The following is a 25,521-nucleotide window of genomic DNA, read 5'->3' on the forward strand; positions in this document are numbered from 1 at the left end:
CTGAAAGCTTTCGTTGAGCTTTCCTTTTATACATTCGAGTATTTTTAATGACTGAAACTAAAATGACTTTCAAGGATTTAGGCTTGCCTGAATTCATTCTTAATGCTGTTGCCGATCTTGGCTTTGAAACACCCTCTCCAATTCAACAAATTTGCATACCGCACTTATTAGAAGGCCGTGATGTACTGGGCATGGCGCAAACCGGGAGTGGGAAAACCGCCGCCTTTTCTTTGCCAATTTTGGCGAAAATCGATCCGACAGAAAAACACCCGCAATTATTAGTGATGGCACCGACCCGTGAATTAGCTATTCAAGTTGCTGATGCTTGCGAGCAATTCGTGAAATATGCCAAAGGTATTAACATTGTGACTTTATATGGTGGCCAACGTTATGACATCCAATTACGTGCGTTAAAACAAGGGGCGCAAGTTGTGGTGGGGACACCGGGACGCATTTTGGATCACCTACGTCGTGGCACCTTAAGTCTTGCTGAGCTTAAAGCCATTGTGTTAGACGAAGCGGATGAAATGTTGCGAATGGGCTTTATTGATGATGTGGAAACCGTGATGGCAGAATTACCTGAACATCACCAAACCGCACTTTTCTCCGCCACCATGCCGGAGCCGATTCGTCGAATCACCAAACGCTTTATGAACGATCCACAAGAAGTCAAAATTAAAGCGACCCAACAAAGTGCGCCGGATATTGCGCAAAGCTGCTGGTATGTTCATGGCTTCCGTAAAAATGAGGCTTTATTGCGTTTCTTGGAAGTGGAAGATTTTGATGCGGCGATTATTTTCACCCGCACCAAAAGTGGCACGTTAGACGTGACGGAATTATTAGAAAAACACGGTTTCCGTGCGGCGGCATTGAACGGTGATATGACCCAACAATTACGTGAACAAACCTTAGAACGTTTGCGTAGCGGTAGCTTAGACATCGTTGTGGCGACAGACGTGGCGGCACGTGGTATTGACATTGAACGTATTAGCCTTGTGGTGAACTATGACATTCCACTGGATGCGGAATCTTATGTACACCGTATTGGTCGTACCGGTCGTGCAGGACGTTCCGGTCGTGCGTTATTGTTCGTAGAACCACGCGAACGTCGTTTGTTGCGCAATGTTGAACACCTTATCAAGAAAAATATTGAAGAGCTGGAATTGCCGAATCATGAAGTGTTACAAGCTTGTCGCCGTAAAAAATTCAAAGATAAAATTACTGCGCAGTTGGAACATCATGATTTAGATCTTTACCGTGAATTGTTGGAAGATATGTTTACTGCCGACCAATCACAAGAAGACATTGCTGCCGCTATGATGATGTTGTTACAAGGCAAACAAAAACTGATTCTTCCACCGGATCCAGTTGTGGACAAAAAAGCCCGCCGTGATCGTAATGAACGCGGTGACCGTCGTGAGAATCCACGTTCAGCAGAACGTCGTGGTGAACGTAAAGGTTATGGCAATCCACAACCAATGGATTTATATCGTATTGAAGTGGGTCGCGGAGATGGTGTGGAAGTTCGCCATATTGTTGGCGCGATTGCCAATGAAGGCGACATTAATAGTCGCTACATCGGTCACATCAAGCTGTATGATGATTATTCCACCATTGAATTGCCACAAGGTATGCCGAAAGAATTGTTACAACAATTCGCGAAAACACGTGTGTTGAATAAACAAATGCGTATGTCTTTTATCGGCGAAGCCAAAGGCGAGCGTGGAGGTGATAATTTTGGCGGAAAACGCCGTGGCGGCCGTTTTGAAGATAAAGGTTTCAAAGGCGATCGTAAATTTAAAGAAAAATCCCACCGCACTTTTAAAGAGAAACGTGAGTTTAGAAAATAAAAAAGAAGACCGCACCTAAAGTGCGGTCATTTTTTAGATACATTTATGGTTTATCATGTGATAAGCCGTTTTTCTTATTCTTCTAGAATGACTTTGCCGATATAGCCGAGGTTGCGATGTTGTTGTGCATAGTCAATGCCATAACCCACCACAAATTCATCAGGAATAGTGAAACCAACCCAGTCTACCGGTACATTTACTTCACGACGGGATGGTTTATCCAACAGAGTACAAATTGTCAAAGAGGCTGGAGCGCGTAAATTAAGAATCTCACGCACTTTTTCTAAAGTGTAGCCTGTGTCAATAATGTCTTCTACGATCAGCACGTTTTTATCGCGGATATCGCTTTCAATATCTTTTGTAATGCGAACATCGTGGTTAGTTGTCATGCCGCTACCGTAGCTTGATGTGGTCATAAATTCGATTTCTACTGGCAAATGTAATTCGCGTACTAAATCCGCCATAAACATAAAGGAACCACGCAACAAGCCTATTACCACAAGGCGATTAACGTTTTTTTGTTGATAGAATGCGGTGATTTCTTTGCCAAGTTCAGCAATACGGGAACGGACTTCTTGTTCGGAAATAAGAATATCGACGTGGTGTTTTTTCATTTAAATGTTACCTTTGGCAGATGATAAGGGCGCTATTTTAACAAAAAAAAGACTGAAGTTTAAACTTCAGTCTTTTTAAGTACCCTAACGAATTTACTTTCTACTCTACCTGTTTGGCGTGCTATGCAGACGTCCAATAACAACCATTCATCTCCATTGCAATACTTAACAGATGCGGCTTATGTTAGCAGAGTTTTCACTCTTGTCAATAAGAATTATTCTCATTTTTATTTTTTAGTTTCCTGAAATTTTCATTTTTTCCAACAAAATGGAACCTGTCTGAATATTGGAGCGATGCTCAATATCATCGGCAACAGCAACAATATTGCGTAACATGTCCGGCAGTTGTCCTGCGATGGTGATTTCTGCAACCGGATATTGAATTTCACCGTTTTCCACCCAAAAACCGGCAGCACCTCGTGAATAATCACCGGTAACTAAATTTACACCTTGTCCCATCACTTCCGTTACAAGCAATCCTCGATTCATTTGGCGTAAAAGTGCGGTCAGTTTTTCTGATGAATTTGGTTTGACCAACCAGTTGTGAATGCCGCCGGCATGCCCGGTGCTTTGCATGCCGAGCTTTCGTCCGCTGTAACTGGTGAGCAAATAAGTTTGTAGAATCCCGTTGCGAATAATCTCTATGTCCTGCGTTCTAACCCCTTCACTATCAAATGGGGTTGACGCTAATTGACCGATAAGATGCGGTCTTTCAGCGATCTCAAACCAATCAGGCAATACTTGCTTACCTAAATGATCCAATAAGAAGCTGGCTTTGCGGTATAAGCTCCCTCCACTGATAGCCGCGGCTAAATGGCTGATTAAGCCGGTTGCGACATCATTTAAGAAAATGACCGGGGCTTCTTGTGTGGCAAGCTTCTGGGGCTGTAATCGAGCAATCGCTTTTTGTGCCGCATTTTCACCGACCCAATGAGGTGGCGCTAATTGATTGATATTGCGTGCTACTGTGTATTCATAGTCTCGTTCCAGTTGTTCTTGATGCTCTGCAATGACGGAGCAAGAAAGCGAATAGCGGCTGGATAAATAGCTTTGCAACATGCCGTGGCTGTTGCCATAAACACGCACTCCGGTGTGGGCATTAAAAGAAGCCCCTTCACTGTTCACGATACGTTCATCATGTTCTAGGGCTGCTTTTTCAGTATCCAAAGCAAGTTGCACCGCTTTATCAACGTCAATTTCAGCAGCGTGATACAAATCCAAATCCGGTGCATTAAATGCCATTAATTCTTTGTCGGCTAACCCTGCACACTCATCCGGTGAAGTGTATTTGGCAATAGCAAGCGCCGCTTCTACGGTATTTTTGATGGCTTCCGGTGTTAAATCGGAGGTGGAAGCATTGCCTTTTTGTTGTCCTACATAGACGGAAATACCCAACGCACCGTCGTTGTTAAATTCAATGTTTTCAATTTCCTGTAAGCGGGTGGAGACGGAGAGACCACCGGATTTAGTCACACCCACTTCGGCCGTTGCACCTGCTTTTTGTGCAATTTCAATGGCAAGGCTGACAGCATCGCGTAGTTGTTGTTCTTGTTGGCGTAAAAGTGCAGTGGTATTTTCAAGTGTTTTTTGTGGCATTGTGCTTTTCTCAATGGTGAAATTTCGCTAATTTTAGCGTATTTTTCTTTTTAAGGCGAACCACGGATTCTGTGCTAAAATGCACCGCACTTTTAAGTAGAACGATGGAAAAGAAGATGGCAAAACGTAAAAAAGAAGATTTTGACTGGCAAGACGAAGAACAGGAAGAAATTATTTGGGTCAGCAAAAGTGAAATTAAACGGGATGCGGAAGTATTAAAAAAACTGGGGGAAAAACTGGTTGAGCTGACAAAGGCAAAATTAGATAAAATCCCTTTGGAAGATCCTTTATTGGAAGCCGTGAATTTAGCGCAGCGTCTGCAAAAAGAAGCACGACGTCGCCAATTGCAATATATCGGTAAATTATTGCGCGGGATGGATGTTGACCCCATCCAAGCAGCGTTGGAAAAATTAGAGAACAAACATCAGCAACAACAAGCAATGTTGCATAAGTTGGAATTATTACGTGATGCGTTAGTGGCAAAAGGCGATGATGCATTAACGGATTTTCTAACGGATTATCCGCATGCTGATCGACAACATCTGCGAAATTTGATTCGTACCGCAAGTAAGGAAAAAGAACAGAATAAACCGGCAAAAGCCTACCGTGAAATTTTCCAGTATTTGAAGGAAATTGTGTTGGAAGATTAGCCCGATGTGAAATAATTCAGCCCCTTAATAAGCAATTTATTAAGGGGCTGTTTTTTATGAGCGGATTAATTTAGCCAGAAGAAGTAACCGAAGGTTGCAATAACTAAGATACACACGATATTCAAAAGAATACCGGCTCTGACCATTTCACTTTGTTTCACTTCACCGGTACCGAACACAATGGCATTCGGTGGTGTTGCGACCGGCAACATGAAGGCACAGGAAGCCCCTAACCCGATGATTAAGGCTAAGCCGATTTCCGGCATACCAAGAGATTGTGCGATAGAAATGAAAATCGGCACTAACAAGGCTGCACTGGCAGTGTTGGAGGTAAATTCCGTTAAGAAAATGATAAATGTCGCAACTAATAAACCGATGAGATAGAAGTGGCCACCTTCAATCAGGAATACGATGCCGTCAGCCAAGATTTTGCTTGCGCCGGAATTTTTTAATACCGCACTTAAGGTTAAGCCGCCACCGAAGAGCATTAATACGCCCCAATCGGTGTTGTTTTGAATTTGCTTCCAGTTTGTTACCCCGGCAACACAAAGGAGCACGGCGGCAGATAAAGCGATAACGCTATCGAAGCTGGCAATTTTACCCTCTAATCCTAATGCGCCTGCAAGAATTGGGTTAATTTGGCTACTGAAAACCCAGCTCAACGCAATAAAGACGAAGATCGCTAAGGTGATCCAACGTGGTTTATTCATTGGAATGGCTTCAAATTGTTGGTCAAAACGAATATTGAGTTTTGGCTTGAAGACAATATAAAGCGTGCCGATCATCAGTGGCATAAGAATTAACATAATCGGTAAGCCATACCACAACCAATCGGCAAAAGTGAGGTGCAATTGGGTGGCAACGATGTTGTTTGGTGGGCTTCCCACTAAGGTTCCCATGCCGCCGATGCTGGCGCTATAGGCAATCCCTAAAAGCACGAACACATAGGTGTTATGTTCTGAATCACGATCTAAACGGCTAAGCACGCCCATGGCAAGGGGTAACATCATAGCTGCGGTCGCGGTGTTGCTGACCCACATGGACAAAAATGCGGTCACGGAGAATAAATACATCACCGCGACAAATAAATTGCCTTTCGCCAACGCCATAATTTTGTTGGCAATCATTTTATCTAACTGTTGAATATGAAGTGCGGTGGCTAAAGCAAAGCCCCCGAAGAATAGAAAAATATTCGGATCAGCAAAGGTCGCTAGTGCCGTGCTGGTTTTGACTAATCCTAAGAAAATGGCAAGTAGCGGAACAATTAACGCCGTGATTGTGACGTGTAAGGCTTCCGTTAACCACAAAATGGCAACCAACGCCAATAATGCCAACCCACCATTGGCATTTTTATCAAAAGGCAGTGTATTGAGTAAGACAAAAAAGAGAATAACCGCAAAAATAAAGATAATTGCACTCCTATAATTCTTACTTTGATTTTGAGTTGTGTCTTTCATAATTTTAATTCCTGTCAATAAAATCAAAGATCAACATATTGCTAAAAATAGGCAATATGCTAAGAAAACTAACACTTCGTTAACAAAAAGCAATTAGTTTTTTATGGAATTGTGACATTGCGCAAAAAAAGTGCGGTGAAAACTTTCTGTATTTTCACCGCACTTTTAGAAGAATAATGATGCAGACTAGGATTAGTCTTGCTCGAAATCTGCGAGGTCTAAGGCTTCTTGTGACAGAATAATGCCGGTGAGATCTGCATAAACAAAGTCTTCCGGGAAGAAGGTTACACCACCAAAGTTGACCGGAACATCTGTTTCGCCGTGGTTGTTTTCATCTGCGCCTACCGGAATTGGGGCTAAAGCATGGATGCCGATGTCGATATTTTCCAGCTGCTGGATTTGACGAACCGCACCATAAACGATGATGCCTTCCCAATGGTTGTCTGCCGCTAATTGTGCAAGTTCCGCATCAATTAATGCACGGCGTACTGCGCCGCCGCCATCAACGACTAATACGCGTCCTTCACCGTTTTCTTCTAAAATTTCAGCTATTAACCCGTTATTTTCAAAGCATTTTACGGTGGTGACTTTGCCATAAAAAGAACTTAGCCCGCCGAAACTTGAGAAAACAGGTTCGACAACATCGACTTGATCGAGATAAATATCGCAAAGTTCAGAAGTATCAATGTACATAAAAGACCCTATTTTTTAAGATGAATACTGCGAGCTAGTATAGTCCGTTTCAGCCTAGAAGCAAGCCAAAACTAAATAGCCCATTGATAAGTAACGCAATCAGCGACATTTGCGCCAGCATCGGGCGCAACGCTACCGGCTCTTTATGAGAGAAAACAAAATAAGCATGTTTGAACAAGAGCGGATAAGTGAGCAAAAAGACGAAACTCAACGGATTACGCAAATTCATGAGGGCAAACAAGAGATAAAACAACGCCGCAATGGAAAGCAACAAGCAATGATAAATCCGCCCATTATGTGGCCCTAAGCGTACAGCAAGGGTGTTTTTGCCCGCTTTGCGATCTTGTTCAATATCACGCAAGTTATTGATATTTAAAACCGCTGTCGCAAGTAATCCGCTGGCAATGGCAGGAAGCAAAATAACGGCAGAGATATCATGTACTTGCAGATAATAGGTGCCGCCGATGCCCAATAACCCAAAGAAAATTAACACGGAAATATCGCCTAAGCCCAAATAGCCGTAAGGCTTGCTGCCCACGGTGTAGGTGATAGCTGCCACAATGGCAAGTACGCCGAGCATGGAAAATGCGATTAAGTCGCTCACATTTTGATAAGCAATGCCGATTAAGAGAGCACCACAAAGGAAACTCAAGGCGATCATCACATAAAGCCCTTTTTTCAACTGTGCAGCAGAAATGGCGCCTTGCTGAATGCCGCGTAATGGCCCAATACGTTCTGCCGTATCGGAGCCTTTTTGGTGATCACCGTAATCATTGGCGAAGTTGGAGAGAATTTGCAGAAACAACGTGGTGAGTAAACATAACACCGTGATTCCCCAATGGAAACTGCCCGCCCAATAGGCAAGCGCGGAACCGGTTAAAATCGTTGCTAAGGCTAACGGCAAGGTTTTCGGACGCGCCGTCTCAATCCACATTTTTATTGTATTTTTTGTCATAATGGCTACTCGAATAACGAAAAATAAGGCGATTTTTTACCGCACTTTTAGCTAAAATAGGCGCCATTCTACAAGGTTATTCTGCAGATTTTAACTGTTTTAAGGAAAATATGTCCGATTCTCTCATATTGCAGCCTGTGGCTGTGATTCACACGCCTTACAAAGAAAAATTTTCTGTGCCGCGTCAACCTAATTTAGTGCAGGATGGCACAGGCATTGTCGAATTGTTGTCGCCCTATAACCAAGCGGAAACTGTCCGTGGTTTAGAACAATTCAGCCACCTTTGGCTGATTTTTCAATTTGATCAAATCCCGCAAGGCAAATGGCATCCTACCGTGCGCCCGCCACGCTTAGGCGGCAATCAACGGGTTGGCGTGTTTGCCTCGCGCTCGACACATCGCCCAAATCCTCTTGGTTTATCCAAAGTGGAATTGCGCCACATAGAATGTAAAAACGGCAAGGTGTTGTTACATCTCGGTGCCGTAGATTTAGTGGACGGCACACCCATTTTCGACATCAAACCTTATCTGGCTTATGCCGACAGTGAGCCTGACGCGATTTCCGGTTTCGCCCAAAGCGAGCCCAAACCGTTGTTACAAGTGGAATTTACTTTGGAAGCGGAAAGTGCGGTTAAAAAACACAGCAAAAACCGACCGCACTTACAACGTTTTATTACCGACGTTATCCAACAAGATCCCCGCCCGGCGTATCAACAAGGCAAAGCCACCGATCGTCTTTACGGCATTTCGTTGTATGACTTGAATGTGAAATGGCGGATTAAAGCGGAGCGTGTGGATGTGGCGGAAATTGTGCAAATTGAAACCTTAGTAAATCATCAGGAAGATTAATCTGCGAACTTTTTGAAGTGTATTTCTGATGAGAAAATATTTTAAATTTTCACTGCACTTTTCAGGATTTCTTATTCACTCAACCCCGCTAAAATCGAACATTCCGGGCAATCGTTGCCTTGGCAGCTGTCGTGCCAGCGTTGGAGTTCAGCCACCATTTTTTGTAGTGCATGAATTTGTGCATTGAGGGTTTCGATATGTTGTGCCGTAAGTTGTTTCACTTCACGGCAGTTGCGATTCGGGTTGTCTTGTAATTGAAGTAATTGGGCGATTTGTTGCAGGGAGAAACCCACGCCTCGCGAGTGGCGGATAAAACGCAAACGGGCGAGATCGTTTTCTTCATAATAGCGGTAACCTGAAAGTGTACGTGTGCCGGCTTTGAGTAAGCCCCGTTTTTCGTAATCACGGATTTGTTTGGCAGATAAGCCGGTGAGTTTGGCTGCTTGACTGATGTTCATAAAAAGTGTTTGACCTTAACCTAACGTTAAGGTTTATATTAATCTCGCCGACCAAGGTCGGCAAGGTTTAACTTAACAAAGGAGCAAATAATGCAAAACGTAACCCTAAAAATTGATGGCATGACCTGTGGTTGTTGTGTGAAAAACGTGACTCGCGTATTGAGTGAATTAGATGGTGTCGCGCACGCAGAGGTAAGTTTGGAAAAAGCGCAAGCGGTCGTGAGTTTTGATGAAAATAAAGTGCAACCTGCCACGTTGGTGGAAGCGCTGGAAGATGCCGGGTTTGATGCGGCAGTAGCGTAATTTTTCTACTTGTTAACGCGGCATGAAAACTCTGTCTTGTTTGACACCGCAAAAACGAGTTGAAAACCCACCGCACTTTTCTGTGAAAGGAAATAAAAAGAGGATGTTATGCAAAAAGTCTCCCTTCAAATTGGTGGCATGACGTGCCAGTCGTGTGCCAGTCGGATTGAAAAGGTATTGAATAAAAAGGATTTTGTGCAGAAGGCGGGCGTGAATTTCGCCAGTGAAGAAGCGCAGATCACTTTTGATGAAAAGCAAACTTCCGTTGAACAGCTGATCCAAATTATTCAAAAGACCGGTTTCACGGCACAGCTCAAGCAAGAACAGGTAGCGTTGCCGCAAGAACGAAACATTTCGTGGCGGTTGATTTTATTGTGGCTGATTAACGTGCCGTTTTTAATCGGTATGCTCGGCATGATGCTGGGGCGGCATGATTGGATGTTGCCGCCGATGTGGCAAATGGCGTTAGCCACGATTGTGCAATTCGGCTTGGCGATTCCCTTCTACAAAAGCGCTTGGGGCAGTATTAAAGGTGGCTTGGCAAATATGGATGTATTGGTCAGCCTTGGCACCTTAACCATTTATTTTTATTCTGTTTTTATGCTGTTTTATATGCCGTACATGCCCCATGATCACGGTTCGGCAAATATTTATTTTGAGGCGTCCGTCATGGTGTTGGGCTTTGTGAGTTTGGGAAAATTCTTAGAAGATCGTACCAAAAAACACAGCCTAAATAGCCTTGGTTTATTGTTACAGCTGACACCAAAACAGGTGCGCGTGCAACGTAACGGCGAATGGCAAACCGTGCCGTTAAATCAAATCCAAGTGGGCGAATTGTTGCGCGCTAACCAAGGCGAACGCATTGCGGCGGATGGCGTGGTGGAAGAAAGTTCGGGTTGGTGTGATGAAAGCCATTTAACCGGCGAATCGTTGCCTGAAATGAAAAAATCGGGAAGCCCTGTGTTGGCGGGCGCGATGGTGACGGACGGCAGTTTGGTTTATCGCTCGCAACAGCTTGGTAGCCAAACGTTGCTCGGCGATATGATGAACGCCCTTTCTGAGGCGCAAGGCAGCAAAGCGCCTATTTCCCGTTTTGCCGACAAAGTGGCGGCAGTGTTTGTGCCAACGGTGATAGGCATCTCCTTGCTGACGTTTTTACTCACTTGGTGGCTTCAACATGATGTGGTGACAGCTTTAATTCATGGGGTTGCGGTGTTGGTGATTGCCTGCCCTTGTGCCTTGGGCTTAGCCACGCCGGCAGCGATCATGGTGGGGATGGGCAAAGCCGTGAAACAGGGCATTTGGTTTAAAGATGCCGCTGCCATGGAAGAATCCGCCCATGTGAACGCGGTGGTGTTGGACAAAACCGGCACGCTCACAGAAGGCAAACCGCAAGTGGTCGCTTTTTGGCAGGCGCAAAGTGCGGTCTATTCTGAAGATGAAATTTATGCGTTGGCGGCCGCTATTGAACAAAGCGCGACACATCCGCTGGCAAAAGTCCTTGTGCAAGCCGCAGTGGCGAAAAACGTAGTGTTGCCTGCGGTGCAACATATTCAGGCAGATGTGGGACAGGGGATTCAAGGCGAGATTGAACATATTGGCACGGTGAAAGTGGGGAAACCTGCCTATTGCGGTTTGACGTTACCAACTGATCTTGAGCCGGTGTGGCAAATCGCCAGCATTGTGGCAGTCGCTGTAAACGAGCAGCCCGTTGCCGCGTTTGCCTTAGCAGACGCCTTAAAATCGGACAGTCAAAAGGCAATTCAGCGTTTGCAGGCACATAATATCGATGTGTATATCATGAGTGGCGATAATCCTAACGTAGTGCAATACATTGCCGATCAGCTTGGGATTCAACATGCGCAGGGTAATATGTCGCCGCGAGATAAAGCAAGTGCGGTTAAAATTCTACAAGAAAATGGCAACGTGGTCGCTATGGTGGGGGATGGCGTAAATGACGCGCCGGCACTTACAGCCGCCAATGTAAGTTTTGCTATGCACGATGGCGCGGATGTGGCGCAACACAGTGCGTCGGCAACCCTGATGCAGCATTCGGTCAATCAGTTGGTGGATGCCTTACTGATCTCCCGCGCGACGCTAAAAAACATTAAACAAAATTTATTTTTTGCGTTTATTTATAACGTGTTGGGCATTCCGCTAGCCGCCTTGGGGTTGCTCAGTCCAGTGGTTGCCGGCGCGGCGATGGCGATGAGTTCGATTTCTGTGTTAAGTAATGCGTTACGCTTAAAGAAAGTGAAAATTGAATAGTCGAGGAAAAGAAAAGTGCGGTTAAAATTCATTGTGTTTTTTAACCGCACTTTTTTATTAGTTGGAATAAATCAATTCCGGAGATTGATTGTCGTTGATGACGCTTTCGTTGACCACCACTTTTTCTAATCCTTCTAAAGAAGGCAAGTCGTACATGGTGTCGAGCAAGACGCCTTCGATGATGGAGCGTAAGCCGCGGGCGCCGGTTTTACGGGCAAGGGCTTTTTTTGCCATGGCGATTAAGGCTTCTTTAGTGAATTCCAGTTTCACGTTTTCTAAGCCAAATAGCGCTTGATATTGTTTACATAAGGCATTTTTCGGTTCGGTCAGAATACGCACGAGGGCTTCTTCATCTAATTCGCTTAACGGTGCAACCACCGGTAAACGTCCGATAAATTCCGGGATTAAACCGTATTTCATTAAATCGTCCGGTTCTACTTGTTTGAACAAGTCGGTCAATGTGGCTTTGTCTTTTTCGCTCTTAATTTCGGCGCCGAAACCAATGGCAGTGGCGACGCTGGTGCGTTTTTCAATGACTTTATCTAAGCCGGCAAAGGCACCGCCGCAAATAAACAGAATTTTCGATGTATCGATGCGCAACATTTCTTGTTGTGGATGCTTGCGTCCACCTTGTGGTGGAATGGAAGCAACCGTGCCTTCAATCAGTTTTAACAAGGCTTGTTGTACCCCTTCGCCGGAGACATCACGGGTGATGGACGGATTTTCTGATTTGCGGGTGATTTTGTCGATTTCGTCGATATAAATAATGCCTTGTTCCGCACGTTCGATGTCGTAATCACAGTTTTGCAGTAATTTTTGTAACACGTTTTCCACGTCTTCGCCCACGTAACCGGCTTCTGTCAAGGTGGTGGCATCCGCCATGGCGAAAGGCACATTTAACATACGCGCCATGGTCTCTGCCAACAGGGTTTTACCGCTACCGGTCGGGCCGATCAGCAAAATGTTACTTTTACCTAATTCCACATCATTGGTTTGATGTTTGGTGCGTAGGCGTTTGTAGTGGTTATACACTGCCACCGCCAACACTTTTTTCGCGTAATCTTGGCCGATGACATAATCGTCTAAATGGGCGCGGATTTTATGCGGTGTGGGTAATTCCTGCTCTTTTGTTGCTTCTGCGTCTTCGCTTTCGGCTTCTTCGCCATGCTCTTCGTTGAGCAACATATCGTGACACAATTCGATACATTCATTACAAATGTAACCAGAGGTGCCGGCGATAAGTTTATTGACTTCGTCTTGTTCTTTGCCACAGAAAGAACAATGTAATTCTTTATCTTTTGCCATGTTTATCTCTTAACGTTTGGTAAACACTTCATCGATCAAGCCGTAGTTTTTGGCTTCTTCGGCAGACATAAAGTTGTCGCGATCAGTGTCTTTTTCGATGGTTTCAATGGGCTGTCCGGTGTGGAAAGCCAAGCGTTCGTTTAAGGTGCCTTTAATTTTTAAAATTTCTTGCGCATGAATTTGAATATCCGATGCTTGTCCGCGGAAACCGCCTAACGGTTGGTGGATCATCACGCGAGCATGTGGCAAGGCACCACGTTTGCCCGGTGCGCCGCCGGCCAATAAAAAGGCTCCCATGGAACAGGCTTGTCCAACGCACAAGGTACGCACATCGGGCTTGATGAATTGCATAGTGTCGTAAATTGCCATGCCGGCAGTCACAGAACCGCCAGGTGAGTTGATATATAAATTGATGTCTTTATCGGGATCTTCTGATTCTAGGAAAAGCAATTGTGCCACAATCAGATTGGCCATGTTGTCTTCCACTTCACCGCTTAGGAAAATCACGCGATCTTTCAGTAAGCGAGAATAAATATCATAGGCGCGTTCGCCGCGGGAAGTTTGGTCAACGACCATAGGAATTACACTCATATGTTCCTCAATTTAGTCAGGATAGGGTGAAAAGTGCGGTCAGAAAAAACGGAGTTTTTTGATATTGGACGAGCCAACAGCGCCGCAAAAACAAATTTATTTCATAAAAAACGGCGGCTATTTTACCTGAAAAATTGGGTTTGCTGAATGACTATTCCGGCAAAAATAAAAATGCGGTCATTCGTTTGAAAAAATGACCGCACTTTTAGGCGTTGGAACCTGTTATTACGGTTCTTGTTTTGCCGGATCCTCTTTTAACGACTGATAGTCCACCAAGGCTCGCCAGTTAAACACTTTGATTGGTTGCGGTTTCGGGTTGAAAAAATCTTCTTGGCTTAAATGACTTTCTTTAATGCCTAACCATTGGGCAAAGCCGTGAATAAAATTAAAGGCGCTTTGCGGGTTTTTAATGAGGGTTCTTTTGGTATCGTCACTGGAAAAACGAACAAAAGGCACCGCATAACTTTGTTTATATTCCTTGTTATTTAGCATAGACAGATTTTTTCCTGCGCCTAAATGCGCCAAGCCGTGATCCGAGAAATAAATGACGGAATAGCTTTGTCCTTGATCTTTTAGAATTTGATTCACTTCAGACAATAAGCTGTCCGTTTGTTTTAAGGTATCTAAATAACAAGACATTTCTCGGCTAATTAAATGGAATTTCGGTTCTTCGCCATTTAAATGGGCGCAAAAGGTCGGGTGCGAACCAATTAAATGTAAAACGATTAATTTGGTTTGATCTTTATCTTTCGCCAAAAGTTGTTTTAACGGATCCAATAATGCCGTGTCCGAGATATTGTCCGAATCATACCCGCCTTTTTTGGTAAAGAACGATTCATCCGCTTGAATGCCGATACGCGATGCCATGGTGTCCCATTCGCCCACTTTGCCTTGGTTGGACAACCAATAGGTTTTGTAATGGGCAAGTTTGGCGAGCGAGATAATGTTATCGGTGTAAACCGTTTCTTCATTGTTGTTAATAGAACGATACAGCGTGCGTTGTAAAGACGGTTGCGTATTTGGGCCGGCAGCCACATATAAATTGAAAATCAAACCGTTCACTTGTTCCAAAAACGGCGTGGTTTTTTGTGGATAGCCGTATAAAGATGTGTAATCCCGTCGCATACTTTCGCCGATAACTAAGACATAGTTTTGATATTTGGGCTCCACGGAAAGGATTTGCCATTCCGGTGTTTTGGTTAAGGCGTCATTTAATAATGCCCGTTGCGTTAAATAGGTGTTATTCACTTTGATGGCGTTAGACATAAAGCTGACTGGATAAAAGTTTGAGGCTTTAAAAAATTCGGAGAGCTTGAATTCTTTTTCGGGATCCGTATTTTCCACTTCTTTTGTAATGGGCGTATAAAGTGAAAAGGCGACAAGACCAAGGTAAACGGCAGCATAGATTTTTTTCTGAGATTTATTTGAGGTTTTATGTCGTTGAATCAATAAGATAACGATAAATAAAAGAAGATAGAAAAAAGTAAAAATATAAATAGAGAGCGGAATCGCTTTAAAAAAGCCGATAGTTTCACTGAAATTGGTTTCATAAACTGAGGCAATTACCCCAATCGACACCGGGCCATATAATAAGCCGGAAGGAAGATAGCCGAGAGAGAGCGCGAAAATAAAAAGAAAACCAATCAAAAATAAGATCTTGCTGTGTTTCCGTAAGGTGAAAAGCAGCAAACCTAATGCGAAAATGCTCACCAGATTAGTCAGATAATTATCCAAAATGCCTAAGGCAATGTGGGAAAGAAAGGAAAAAATCAATAATAACAACGCAAAAGTGATGTCATTATTGATGAAATGGTGTTTTTTGAATTGACTCATTTTAGGTGCCACGGGTGTTTTTCATGTACTTTTCTAAGGGCGGAAATTTTAGACCCTTTATTTCCTAAAATGAAGTATTTTCGTTTCAATACATTAAGTTATAACTATTCCTTATGGGGGATGCGATTTTTTTATTTGCATTTAAGGGGATTAATTTTAATAATGTGGCGATTTTTGAAAAGGTATTGATGCAGTAAGGCTTGAGCGAGTTGAGCCTTACGCGAATTAAGGAAATTTTATGAATATTCAGCAGGTTATAAAAGAAAATCGCTTGGAGCTGTTGTTCCAGCAAGGGTCATTTGGTCTTGAAAAAGAAAGCCAACGTGTGCACGCAGATGGGGCAGTTGTGGTTACTGAGCACCCAAAATGCTTTGGCAATCGTTCTTATCATCCTTATATCCAAACGGATTTTGCGGAAAGTCAGCTTGAATTAATCACCCCACCCAATAAAAAAATTGAAGATACGTTGCGTTGGTTATCCGCCATTCACGAAGTGGTGTTACGCTCTTTACCGGAAGACGAATATGTCTTTCCGTTGAGTATGCCGGCCGGCTTGCCACCGGAGGATCAAATTAAAGTGGCACAACTGGACAATCCGGTCGATGTGGCGTACCGCGAGCATTTGGTGAAATCGTACGGTAAAAGTAAGCAAATGGTGAGTGGTATTCACTACAACTTCCAGCTTGAGCCAGCGTTCATTCAACAGCTGTTTGCACGACAAAATGACTATCAAAGTGCGGTGGATTTTCAAAACGATTTATATTTGAAAATTGCCCGTAATTTTTTGCGTTATCAATGGATCCTCGTTTATTTGTTTGCGGCCACGCCAACGGTTGACACCAATTATTTCCGTCACGGTACGCCATTAAAAGCGGGGCAATACGTCCGTAGTTTACGTTCTGGCCAATATGGTTATGTGAATGACCCGAGTGTGAAAGTATCTTATGACAGCTTGAACGATTATGTGAAAACCTTGGAACACGCGGTGAGTAGCGGACAGCTTATTGCCGAAAAAGAATTTTATTCCAACGTGCGCTTGCGTGGTGCGAAACAGGCGAGTGAATTGCTACAAAACGGCATTCAGTATTTGGAATTCCGCCTGTTCGACCTAAACCCGTTTGAGGCTTATGGTATCGCATTAAATGATGCCAAATTCGTGCATTATTTTATTTTGCTAATGGCGTGGCTAGATGAAGAATCCTTAGCAAGTGCGGTGGAATTAGGCAAAGAAAAATTAGCGCAAGTGGCATGGGAAAATCCGCTGTCGGCAACGGCTTTCCAAGCAGAAGGCGAACGTGTTTTACAGCAATTATTGGCGATGTTGTCGGAAATTCATGCTGACGCAGAGATGACTGAGATCGTCAAAGAGAAACTGGCGCAATTTGCCGACCCAAGCCAAACGCTTGGTGCACGCTTAGTCAATGCCATCGAAGCACATGGCGGTTATCAAAAACTGGGTGCGGAACTGGCGATTCGTTACAAAAAACAAGCCTTTGAACGTTTTTATGCGTTGTCGGCTTTCGACAACATGGAGCTTTCCACCCAAGCCCTGATGTTTGATGCCATTCAAAAAGGCTTAAAAATGGAGATTTTAGACGAGCGCGATCAGTTCTTAAGTCTGCAATTCGGTGATCATTTGGAATATGTCAAAAACGGCAACATGACTTCCCATGACAGCTACATTTCGCCACTCATCATGGAAAATAAAGTGGTGACCAAAAAAGTGTTGGCGAAAGCCGGCTTTAACGTGCCGCAAAGTGTGGAATTTACCAGCGTAGAACAAGCGGTAGCCAATTATGCTTTATTTGCTGGGCGTGCCGTTGTGATTAAACCGAAATCCACTAATTACGGTTTGGGCATCAGTATCTTCCAACAGGGCGTGCATGATCGTGAGGATTTTGCCAAAGCCATTGAAATTGCTTTCCGTGAAGATAAAGAGGTGATGGTGGAAGATTATCTCACCGGTACAGAATACCGTTTCTTCGTGTTAGGTGATGAAACCCTTGCCGTGTTATTGCGTGTACCGGCAAATGTGATTGGCGATGGCGTGCATACGGTGGCGGAATTAGTGGCACAGAAAAATGATCATCCGTTGCGCGGCGATGGCAGTCGTACGCCATTGAAGAAAATTGCGTTGGGCGACATCGAACAGTTACAGTTAAAAGAGCAGGGCTTAACCGTTGATAGCGTACCGGCGAAAGATCAGTTGGTGCAGCTGCGTGCCAATTCCAACATCAGCACCGGTGGCGATTCCATTGATATGACCGACCAAATGCACCCAAGCTACAAAGCCTTGGCGGTCGGTATCACTAAAGCCATGGGCGCTGCGGTGTGTGGTGTGGATTTAATCATTCCCGATTTAACCAAAGCGGCTGAACCAAGTTTGCAATCTTGGGGCGTCATTGAAGCCAACTTTAATCCAATGATGATGATGCACATCTTCCCGTACGCAGGACAATCCCGCCGGGTGACGCAAAACGTGCTGAATATGCTCTTTCCGGAACTGAAATCATAGCCCAATAGCGTAAAAGGCGAATCTGAGGATTCGCCTTTTTGTTTGCTTGAAGTGCGGTTGGTTTTACAACCGTTTTTTGCCACATTCGATACTTGCGATCATGGTAAAAGACACACGTTTCAATGCAATTTATGCTATATTGTTCCTCACTTTTTGTGCATTTATTGAGGCTGAATTTTGACCGAACAAGTTACTCAAACCTTGACCTTGGAACCGCAGGATAACGAGCGTTTGCGTTCGTTGTGTGGCGCGGGAGACGAACACCTTTCTTTAATAGAAAAATATTTCAATCTTTCCATTGCCCGCCGAGGTTTTACTTTTACATTGCAATCGCAAGGGGAAAATCCATCGGCACATGTTCAGCACCTTGTGCAAAGTGCGGTAGATTTAATTCGTGATTTATATGCGCAAACCGCGCCGGTGCGTGGGCAGATCAAAGAGTTAGATTTGGAAGATGTGCACATCGCGTTGGTGGAAAGTCGTATTTTAGAACAAGATGCCGAACCAACCCGCTCTGAAAGCAAGGTGTATAGCACAACGATTAAAACTAAGCGGGGCTTAATCAAACCGCGCGGACCAAATCAAATTCAGTATTTGCACAATATTTTGCGTTATGACATCAGTTTCGGTATTGGTCCCGCCGGGACGGGAAAAACCTTTTTAGCGGTCGCTGCTGCGGTAGAAGCCTTAGAACGACAGGAAATTCGTCGTATCTTGCTGACCCGCCCTGCGGTGGAAGCCGGTGAAAAGCTGGGTTTTCTGCCGGGCGATTTAGGGCAGAAAATCGAGCCGTATTTACGCCCGCTCTATGATGCGTTATTTGAAATGTTAGGTTTTGAGCGCGTGCAAAAACTCATGGAACGCAATGTGATTGAAATTGCACCGCTGGCGTATATGCGTGGGCGCACCTTAAACGACAGTTTTATTATTTTGGATGAAAGTCAAAACACCACCGTGGAACAAATGAAAATGTTTTTGACCCGCATTGGCTTTAATTCGAAAGCGGTGATTACCGGCGACATTACGCAAATCGACTTGCCTCGCTCGCAAAAATCCGGTTTGCGTCATGCCATTGAAGTGTTGTCCGGCGTGGAAGAATTAAGTTTTAATTACTTTGACAGCAAAGACATTGTGCGCCATCCGGTGGTGGCGAAAGTGGTGCAGGCGTATGACGCTTGGGATGCGCAGGAAGAAATTCGTCGTCGCGAATTGGCGGAGCAACGTAAAGCAGAACGTGAAGAAAAAGCCGAGCGCGAAGAATAAACTGAGAAAGAAGAAAAAGTGCGGTCAGAAATGACAATGAATTTAGGAGAGCAATATGGGTAAGATGATCATTGATTTACAAATTGCTTGCGAGCAAGAAAGCGGCTTGCCAACCGCAGAACAAATCGAACAATGGGCAACAGCCGCAGTACAACCGCAAAGTGATGAAGTGGAAATGACTGTACGCATTGTAGATGAAGCGGAAAGCCATGCCTTGAATTTGAATTATCGCGGTAAAGATCGCCCGACCAATGTGTTGTCTTTCCCTTTTGAATGCCCTGATGAAGTGGAGCTGCCGTTACTCGGCGATTTGGTGATTTGCCGTCAAGTGGTAGAGCGTGAAGCGCAGGAACAAGACAAACCTCTCATGGCGCATTGGGCGCACATGGTGGTGCACGGCAGCTTGCATTTGCTTGGTTATGATCACATTGAAGATGATGAAGCAGAGGAAATGGAAAGCTTGGAAACCCAAATCATGACGGAACTGGGCTTTGCAGATCCGTATTTGAGCGAGAAATGAGCCGAGTACTCCTCATTTTAGTGGGTGAGGATGACTTTCTTGCCCACCAATTAAATCACAACCTTTCACTTAAAAGTGCGGTCTGGATTGGCGATGTTTCACCGTACTTTGCCACCCAAGCCTATTTTCCTTTTAGCAAAACGAAAAATCTGCTCGGTAGTGAATTTCCTGCCATCATTTATGACGCACGACAAGGCATTCACTTGGATGCCCTCGCCATGGCGGCAGGCACATTGCAGGACGGTGGTCAGTTATTATTGTTGTTGAATCATTGGGCAGATTTAGCCAACCAACCGGACAGTGACAGCCTGCGTTGGTCGGGCGAAAAACACGCCATAAACACACCGCACTTTATCGCCTTTTTGCAGGAAAAAATCGCAAAATACGGTTTTCCTGTTTATCAAAGTACGCCGTTAACGCTTGCCTCGCCGAAGCCTCAAAAAGACCGTTCAACATATTGTCAGCCAACCTTAGAACAAGTCCGTTTATTGCAACAAATGGCGGAAGCCGAGGAGGAGATCCTGATCGTCACGGCAAAACGTGGGCGTGGAAAATCGGCGTTGGCGGGACTCTTTGCCAAACAGCAATTGGCACAAAACCAGCCGATGATTCTCACAGCCCCGAATAAAAGTGCGGTCAATATTTTCAATGAATTTGCCGGGGCGGAAATCACCTTTATGCCGCCTGATGAACTTAGCCAAAACCTCAGCGACGCGCCACAACAATTTGCCAACCATTGGTTGTTTGTGGACGAAGCGGCGATGATTCCGCTAGACATCTTATTTCGCCTAACTAAGGCCTTTAAACGCGTTGTGTTGACGACCACCATTCACAGCTATGAAGGCACAGGCAGAGGATTTTTATTAAAATTCATGGCGAAAACTGATCGCACTTTGCGCCATGTTGAACTGTTTACGCCGTTACGTTGGCAGGCGGATGACAAACTGGAAGCGTTTATTGACGACCTTTTGCTGTGCGATTGCGAAGATCGTCTGCCACAACCGCCTTATGATGAGGCACTTGCTGAACAGCTTCAGATTTCTCATTGTGAACGGATTCCTCATGATCAAATTGAATCTGTTTACGGCTTGCTGACCTTGGCGCATTATCGAACCTCGCCTTTGGATTTACGCCGTTTATTGGATGCACCACAGCAGCAATTTTACCTTGCACAAGTACAGAATTCCTTGCTTGGTTGCGTATGGGCAGTGCCGGAAGGTGGGCTGGCGGACAAAACGTTAATTCGCCAAATTCGACGTGGAGAACGTCGCCCACGCGGCAATTTGGTGGCGCAAATGCTGTGTTTCCAAGCTGGGTTGGAGGAAGCGTGTGAATTGCGTTCTCTGCGCATTTCCCGCATTGCCGTGCAACCCAACTGGCAACAGCAGGGGCTAGGACAACGTTTAATTACGCAGATGAAACAACAGGGCGCAGTGGATTTTCTTTCCGTCAGTTTCGGTTACACGCCGGAACTGCTCGCATTCTGGCAAAAGTGCGGTTTTATTTTGGTGCATTTTAGCGAAAGCAAAGAAGCCAGTAGCGGTTGTTATTCTGTGGTGGCATTATGTCCGTTGAGTAAGGAAGGGCGATTATTCGTGCAACGGGCAGAAAAACAATTTCAACGTAATTTGCCTCTTTCTTTGCATCCGCTGGCGACACAGTTTGCTCGAACAGAAATAGATTGGACGCTGGATAGCTCAGATTGGCAATCGTTAACCGATTTTGCCGATTTTTTCCTGCCGTTATCTTCTGCCTTGCCGTCGATTCGGCGTTTAATCACATCGGCAGGTGAAGCGCCTTTCCCCTTGTTGGCAGATTATTGCAAACAGCCGGAAAAAAGACCAAATAAGAAAATATGGTTAGAAAATTGTCGTAGGGAAGTGAAGAAATGGTTGCAAAAAAATGCTGTCCTTTTATGATAACAATCCCTTAACAATTTAAAAGAAAATAAAAAACGAAGGAGACAAAAATGAGCGAAGAAGGCAAAAAAAGTTGGGTGAAACGTGCCTGGGAAGCCTATTCTGATTTTTGTAAAGAAGCCGGTATTGATCAAGGCACTTGCCGTGGCTGTGTGCCGGTAGTGAAGTTTGACGAAGATGCCGAACCGAAAGAGAAAAAAGAACAGAAAGAGGAAAACACTCATTAAGATTAGCATACCTAGGGGATGAATTCCCCTAGTATAACACTGTTTTTTTATACAGACTTTTATTGGAAATCCCCCCTGTTTGCGCTAAACTAGCGACAATTTTTTTTTAAGATATTGTCGTTTTATGCAAACTCCATTTTTTCACATCGAAATTCCAACTCAAGCACAAGATCATAAAATTTTAGCCAATATTCTGCCCGGTGCGGATAGCCTTGCCGTGAGTGAAATTGCGGCGCAGTTTAACGGGTTAACCGTCGTGGTGACGAACGACACTCGAAGTGCGGTGCGTTTAGAAAAAGAATTAGCGCAACTGAGTCCACTTAATGTCACCTTTTTCCCCGATTGGGAAACCTTGCCTTACGACAGTTTTTCGCCTCATCAAGATATTATTTCTGCCCGCTTGAGTGCTTTATTTCATTTACAGCAACGCAAGCAAGGCATTTTCATTTTGCCGATTGCCACCTTAATGCAACGGGTTTGCCCGCCCTCTTATTTACAACATCGGGTGTTACTGATTAACAAAGGCGACCGTTTTGTCATTGAAACCCTTCGTTTGCAATTGGAAAAATCAGGTTATCGCGCGGTGGAGCAAGTGTTGGAACATGGCGAATATGCCGTGCGCGGTGCTTTGTTGGATCTTTTCCCGATGGGAAGTGCGGTGCCTTTTCGCTTAGATTTTTTTGATGATGAAATTGATTCCATTCGTACTTTTGATGTGGATACACAACGCACGTTGCAGGAAATCGATCAAATTAATTTATTGCCGGCACACGAATTTCCAACGGACAACCAAGGCATTGAATTTTTCCGTAGCCAATTCCGCGCAGCGTTTGGCGAAATTCGACGGGATCCGGAACATATTTATCAACAAATCAGCAAAGGCACGTTAGCGGCAGGGATTGAATATTGGCAGCCCTTGTTCTTTGAAGAAATGGCGACCTTATTTGATTATTTTCCTGAAAATACACTGTTTATTACCGGTGAGCAAAATCAAACGCAGGGTGAGCGTTTTTATGCGGATGCGGAACAACGTTTTGAGAGTCGCCGCGTCGATCCGATGCGTCCGTTATTGTCACCCGATAAACTTTGGCTGCGCATTGATGACGTAAATCGTCAGTTAAAAAATTACCCTGCCATTGCATTAAAAACGGAAAAAGTGCGTTCGTCCGCGCGGCAGAAAAATTTGGCCATTACGCCCTTACCGCCACTGACCATTCAATCGCAACAAAAAGAACCGTTACATCAATTACGCCAATTTATTGAGCATTTTAAAGGCAATATTTTATTTATCGTGGAAACGGAAGGGCGCCGTGAAACCTTGTTAAGCCTGCTTGCTCCGTTAAAACTGAAACCAAAACAGATTCATAGCTTGGCGCAAGCAACGGAAGAAAAATTGGCGTTAATGGTTAGCCCGTTGGAGCATGGTTTTATTATTGAACAGGATGTGCCCCTTGCCATTATTTGTGAATCGGAATTGCTTGGCGAACGCGTGCAACAACGGCAGCGGGATAAATCCCGCACGGTAAATCCCGATACCTTGATTCGTAACCTTGCCGAATTACAAATCGGTCAGCCTGTGGTGCATTTGGATCATGGCGTGGGGCGCTATGGCGGTTTAGTGAGTTTAGAAAACGGCGGCATTAAAGCGGAATATTTGTTGCTCAATTATGCCAACGACTCGAAATTGTATGTGCCGGTGGCGTCGTTACATTTAATCAGCCGTTATGTGGGCGGTGCTGATGAAACCGCGCCGTTGCACAAGTTAGGCTCCGAAGCATGGGGCAAAGCGCGCAGCAAAGCGGCGGAGAAAATTCGTGATGTGGCAGCAGAGTTATTGGATGTGTATGCGCAACGTGAAGCGCAAAAAGGCTTTGCGTTCCGATATGATCGTGAGGAATTCCAACAATTCACCGCCACGTTCCCGTTTGAAGAAACGCATGATCAACTCATGGCAATTAATGCGGTGATTTCCGACATGACTCAACCGAAAGCTATGGATCGTTTGGTGTGTGGTGATGTGGGTTTTGGTAAAACGGAAGTGGCGATGCGTGCTGCCTTTTTAGCGGTGATGAACCATAAACAGGTTGCTGTGTTGGTACCGACCACGTTGTTGGCGCAACAACATTTCGATAATTTCAAAGACCGTTTCGCCAATTTGCCGGTGAACGTGGAAATGTTATCCCGCTTCAAAACCGCGAAAGAGCAGAAGCAAGTGCTGCAGGATTTAGCCGAAGGCAAAGTGGATATTCTGATTGGCACCCATAAAATCATTCAAGGCGATGTGCAATTCCATGATCTAGGCTTGTTGATTATTGACGAAGAACACCGTTTTGGCGTGCGCCAAAAAGAAAAAATGAAACAGCTGCGCGCGAACATAGATATTCTTACTCTGACGGCAACGCCAATTCCACGTACCTTAAACATGGCGATGAATGGTATTCGCGATCTTTCCATTATTTCTACGCCACCGGCGCGCCGTTTAACGATTAAAACCTTTGTGCGTCAAACGGATGAACTGGTGATTCGAGAAGCGATTTTGCGTGAAATTTTGCGTGGCGGACAGGTGTATTATTTGCATAACGATGTGGCGAGCATTGAAAATACGGCAGAAAAACTGACCGCACTTGTGCCGGAAGCGCGCGTGATTGTGGGGCATGGACAAATGCGCGAACGTGAGCTGGAACGCGTGATGTCGGATTTTTATCATCAACGTTATAACGTGCTGGTGTGCTCTACGATTATTGAAACCGGTATCGATGTGCCGACCGCGAATACCATTATTATCGAGCGTGCCGACAATTTCGGTTTGGCACAGCTACACCAGTTGCGCGGACGGGTTGGGCGCTCTCACCATCAAGCCTATGCGTATTTGCTCACACCGCCACCGAAACTGATGACGAAGGATGCGCAAAAACGCTTGGAAGCCCTGGAAAGCCTAGACAACCTTGGTGCTGGCTTTATTTTGGCTACTCACGATTTGGAAATTCGCGGTGCCGGGGAATTGCTAGGCAACGAGCAAAGCGGACAAATTGAGAGTATCGGTTTTTCGCTTTACATGGAATTGTTGGAGCGCGCAGTAAAAGCCCTAAAAGAAGGGCGAGAGCCGTCATTGGATGAACTGACGCAACAACAAACAGAAATTGATTTACGGATGCCGGCACTATTGCCGGAAGATTATTTGGGCGATGTGAATATGCGTTTGTCTTTCTATAAACGCATTGCCGGTGCGGAAAATACCGAAGCGTTGGATGAGTTAAAAGTGGAGCTTATTGACCGTTTCGGACCATTGCCACAAGCCACGCGGAATCTGTTGCAAATTGCGCAATTCCGACTGGATTTAAAACCGCTTAATGTCATTCGCTTGGATGCCAATGCGCAAGGCGGATTTATCGAATTTGCGCCGAACGCCGTGTTAGACCCGATGATCTTTTTACAGTTAATCCAACGCAATCCGGCGGTTTATCGTTTTGACGGTCCACATAAATTCCGCTTTACCAAAGATTTAACGGACTACAAAGTGCGGTTAGAATTTGTGGAGAATTTGGTCAAAGAATTAATTAAGAAAGAAAGGGTATAAATTTATCTCGCGGAGTTCTTATCATTGGCAAAGTCAAGGTTGCATTTTGCCAATTTAAAAGATGAATCTAAAATGAGAT

The 25,521-nt window shown here is 44.7% G+C and carries 20 protein-coding genes; 11 read left to right on the forward strand and 9 right to left on the reverse strand.

The window, feature by feature from the left end; all coding sequences use genetic code 11:
* Positions 1-47: 47 nt before the first annotated feature.
* On the forward strand, positions 48-1,850 hold the full coding sequence (locus tag ACO5E4_RS00875) for a DEAD/DEAH box helicase (RefSeq protein WP_485861745.1): 1,803 nt from the start codon (positions 48-50) through the stop codon (positions 1,848-1,850).
* A gap of 74 nt (positions 1,851-1,924) precedes the next feature.
* Here the strand turns inward: ACO5E4_RS00875 and hpt are convergent, their stop codons facing one another.
* A complete protein-coding gene (gene hpt / locus ACO5E4_RS00880) occupies positions 1,925-2,464 on the reverse strand; it encodes a hypoxanthine phosphoribosyltransferase (protein ID WP_314953849.1) in 540 nt (179 codons plus the stop codon).
* A gap of 234 nt (positions 2,465-2,698) precedes the next feature.
* Complete coding sequence (pmbA, locus tag ACO5E4_RS00885; RefSeq protein WP_485861746.1) at positions 2,699-4,060, reverse strand: metalloprotease PmbA; 1,362 nt, start codon at positions 4,058-4,060, stop codon at positions 2,699-2,701.
* A gap of 116 nt (positions 4,061-4,176) precedes the next feature.
* Between pmbA and yjgA the strand changes: the two genes are divergently transcribed.
* Positions 4,177-4,710, forward strand: a complete 534-nt coding sequence (yjgA, locus tag ACO5E4_RS00890) for a ribosome biogenesis factor YjgA (RefSeq protein WP_485861747.1) — start codon at positions 4,177-4,179, stop codon at positions 4,708-4,710.
* Positions 4,711-4,775: 65 nt separating this feature from the next.
* Here yjgA and ACO5E4_RS00895 read toward each other — a convergent pair whose 3' ends face one another.
* The 3 genes from ACO5E4_RS00895 to ACO5E4_RS00905 all read right to left on the reverse strand — a co-directional run bounded on the left by ACO5E4_RS00895 (position 4,776) and on the right by ACO5E4_RS00905 (position 7,815).
* On the reverse strand, positions 4,776-6,167 hold the full coding sequence (locus ACO5E4_RS00895; RefSeq protein ID WP_314953845.1) for a DASS family sodium-coupled anion symporter: 1,392 nt from the start codon (positions 6,165-6,167) through the stop codon (positions 4,776-4,778).
* A 192-nt stretch (positions 6,168-6,359) separates the two neighbouring features.
* Positions 6,360-6,860 carry a ribonuclease E activity regulator RraA gene (gene rraA, locus ACO5E4_RS00900; protein ID WP_109128135.1) on the reverse strand — a complete coding sequence of 167 codons (501 nt, stop codon included), beginning with the start codon at positions 6,858-6,860 and terminating at the stop codon, positions 6,360-6,362.
* Between the two features lie 49 nt (positions 6,861-6,909).
* Positions 6,910-7,815, reverse strand: a complete 906-nt coding sequence (locus ACO5E4_RS00905; RefSeq protein WP_109859668.1) for a 1,4-dihydroxy-2-naphthoate polyprenyltransferase — start codon at positions 7,813-7,815, stop codon at positions 6,910-6,912.
* A 110-nt stretch (positions 7,816-7,925) separates the two neighbouring features.
* On the opposite strand from ACO5E4_RS00905, the gene tsaA reads away from it, so the two are divergent.
* Complete coding sequence (gene tsaA, locus ACO5E4_RS00910) at positions 7,926-8,663, forward strand: tRNA (N6-threonylcarbamoyladenosine(37)-N6)-methyltransferase TrmO (RefSeq protein ID WP_109859669.1); 738 nt, start codon at positions 7,926-7,928, stop codon at positions 8,661-8,663.
* Between the two features lie 71 nt (positions 8,664-8,734).
* Here the strand turns inward: tsaA and ACO5E4_RS00915 are convergent, their stop codons facing one another.
* Complete coding sequence (locus ACO5E4_RS00915) at positions 8,735-9,121, reverse strand: MerR family DNA-binding protein (protein WP_111297425.1); 387 nt, start codon at positions 9,119-9,121, stop codon at positions 8,735-8,737.
* A gap of 90 nt (positions 9,122-9,211) precedes the next feature.
* Here ACO5E4_RS00915 and ACO5E4_RS00920 point away from each other — a divergent pair, with 90 nt between their 5' ends.
* Together ACO5E4_RS00920 and ACO5E4_RS00925 are read left to right on the forward strand one after the other, a co-directional pair.
* Positions 9,212-9,424 (forward strand): heavy-metal-associated domain-containing protein, encoded by a 213-nt coding sequence (locus ACO5E4_RS00920; protein WP_109129629.1) that lies wholly within the window; start codon positions 9,212-9,214, stop codon positions 9,422-9,424.
* Positions 9,425-9,532: 108 nt separating this feature from the next.
* Positions 9,533-11,692 (forward strand): heavy metal translocating P-type ATPase, encoded by a 2,160-nt coding sequence (locus ACO5E4_RS00925; protein WP_485861748.1) that lies wholly within the window; start codon positions 9,533-9,535, stop codon positions 11,690-11,692.
* A gap of 57 nt (positions 11,693-11,749) precedes the next feature.
* Here ACO5E4_RS00925 and clpX read toward each other — a convergent pair whose 3' ends face one another.
* The 3 genes from clpX to ACO5E4_RS00940 form a co-directional block, all read right to left on the reverse strand.
* The gene (gene clpX, locus ACO5E4_RS00930; RefSeq protein WP_109859672.1) at positions 11,750-12,997 is read right to left on the reverse strand and encodes an ATP-dependent protease ATP-binding subunit ClpX; all 1,248 of its coding nucleotides are present in this window, start codon (positions 12,995-12,997) and stop codon (positions 11,750-11,752) included.
* A 9-nt stretch (positions 12,998-13,006) separates the two neighbouring features.
* Positions 13,007-13,588 carry an ATP-dependent Clp endopeptidase proteolytic subunit ClpP gene (gene clpP / locus ACO5E4_RS00935; protein ID WP_006719109.1) on the reverse strand — a complete coding sequence of 194 codons (582 nt, stop codon included), beginning with the start codon at positions 13,586-13,588 and terminating at the stop codon, positions 13,007-13,009.
* A 225-nt stretch (positions 13,589-13,813) separates the two neighbouring features.
* On the reverse strand, positions 13,814-15,421 hold the full coding sequence (locus tag ACO5E4_RS00940; protein WP_109859673.1) for a phosphoethanolamine transferase: 1,608 nt from the start codon (positions 15,419-15,421) through the stop codon (positions 13,814-13,816).
* A 238-nt stretch (positions 15,422-15,659) separates the two neighbouring features.
* Here ACO5E4_RS00940 and gshAB point away from each other — a divergent pair, with 238 nt between their 5' ends.
* The 6 genes from gshAB to mfd all read left to right on the forward strand — a co-directional run bounded on the left by gshAB (position 15,660) and on the right by mfd (position 25,442).
* Positions 15,660-17,936, forward strand: coding sequence for a bifunctional glutamate--cysteine ligase GshA/glutathione synthetase GshB (gene gshAB / locus ACO5E4_RS00945; protein ID WP_109859674.1), 2,277 nt, complete (start codon positions 15,660-15,662; stop codon positions 17,934-17,936).
* Between the two features lie 177 nt (positions 17,937-18,113).
* A complete protein-coding gene (locus ACO5E4_RS00950; RefSeq protein WP_485861749.1) occupies positions 18,114-19,199 on the forward strand; it encodes a PhoH family protein in 1,086 nt (361 codons plus the stop codon).
* A gap of 55 nt (positions 19,200-19,254) precedes the next feature.
* Positions 19,255-19,719 (forward strand): rRNA maturation RNase YbeY, encoded by a 465-nt coding sequence (gene ybeY / locus ACO5E4_RS00955; RefSeq protein ID WP_454905319.1) that lies wholly within the window; start codon positions 19,255-19,257, stop codon positions 19,717-19,719.
* A complete protein-coding gene (locus tag ACO5E4_RS00960; protein ID WP_485861750.1) occupies positions 19,716-21,638 on the forward strand; it encodes a tRNA(Met) cytidine acetyltransferase TmcA in 1,923 nt (640 codons plus the stop codon). The genes ybeY and ACO5E4_RS00960 overlap by 4 nt, the downstream gene beginning before the upstream one ends.
* Before the next feature lie 50 nt (positions 21,639-21,688).
* The gene (locus tag ACO5E4_RS00965) at positions 21,689-21,865 is read left to right on the forward strand and encodes a DUF5363 domain-containing protein (RefSeq protein ID WP_454905323.1); all 177 of its coding nucleotides are present in this window, start codon (positions 21,689-21,691) and stop codon (positions 21,863-21,865) included.
* Between the two features lie 124 nt (positions 21,866-21,989).
* On the forward strand, positions 21,990-25,442 hold the full coding sequence (gene mfd / locus ACO5E4_RS00970) for a transcription-repair coupling factor (RefSeq protein ID WP_485861751.1): 3,453 nt from the start codon (positions 21,990-21,992) through the stop codon (positions 25,440-25,442).
* The last annotated feature ends 79 nt before the right edge of the window (positions 25,443-25,521 follow it).

The sequence above is a fragment of the Aggregatibacter sp. genome (assembly GCF_057314075.1).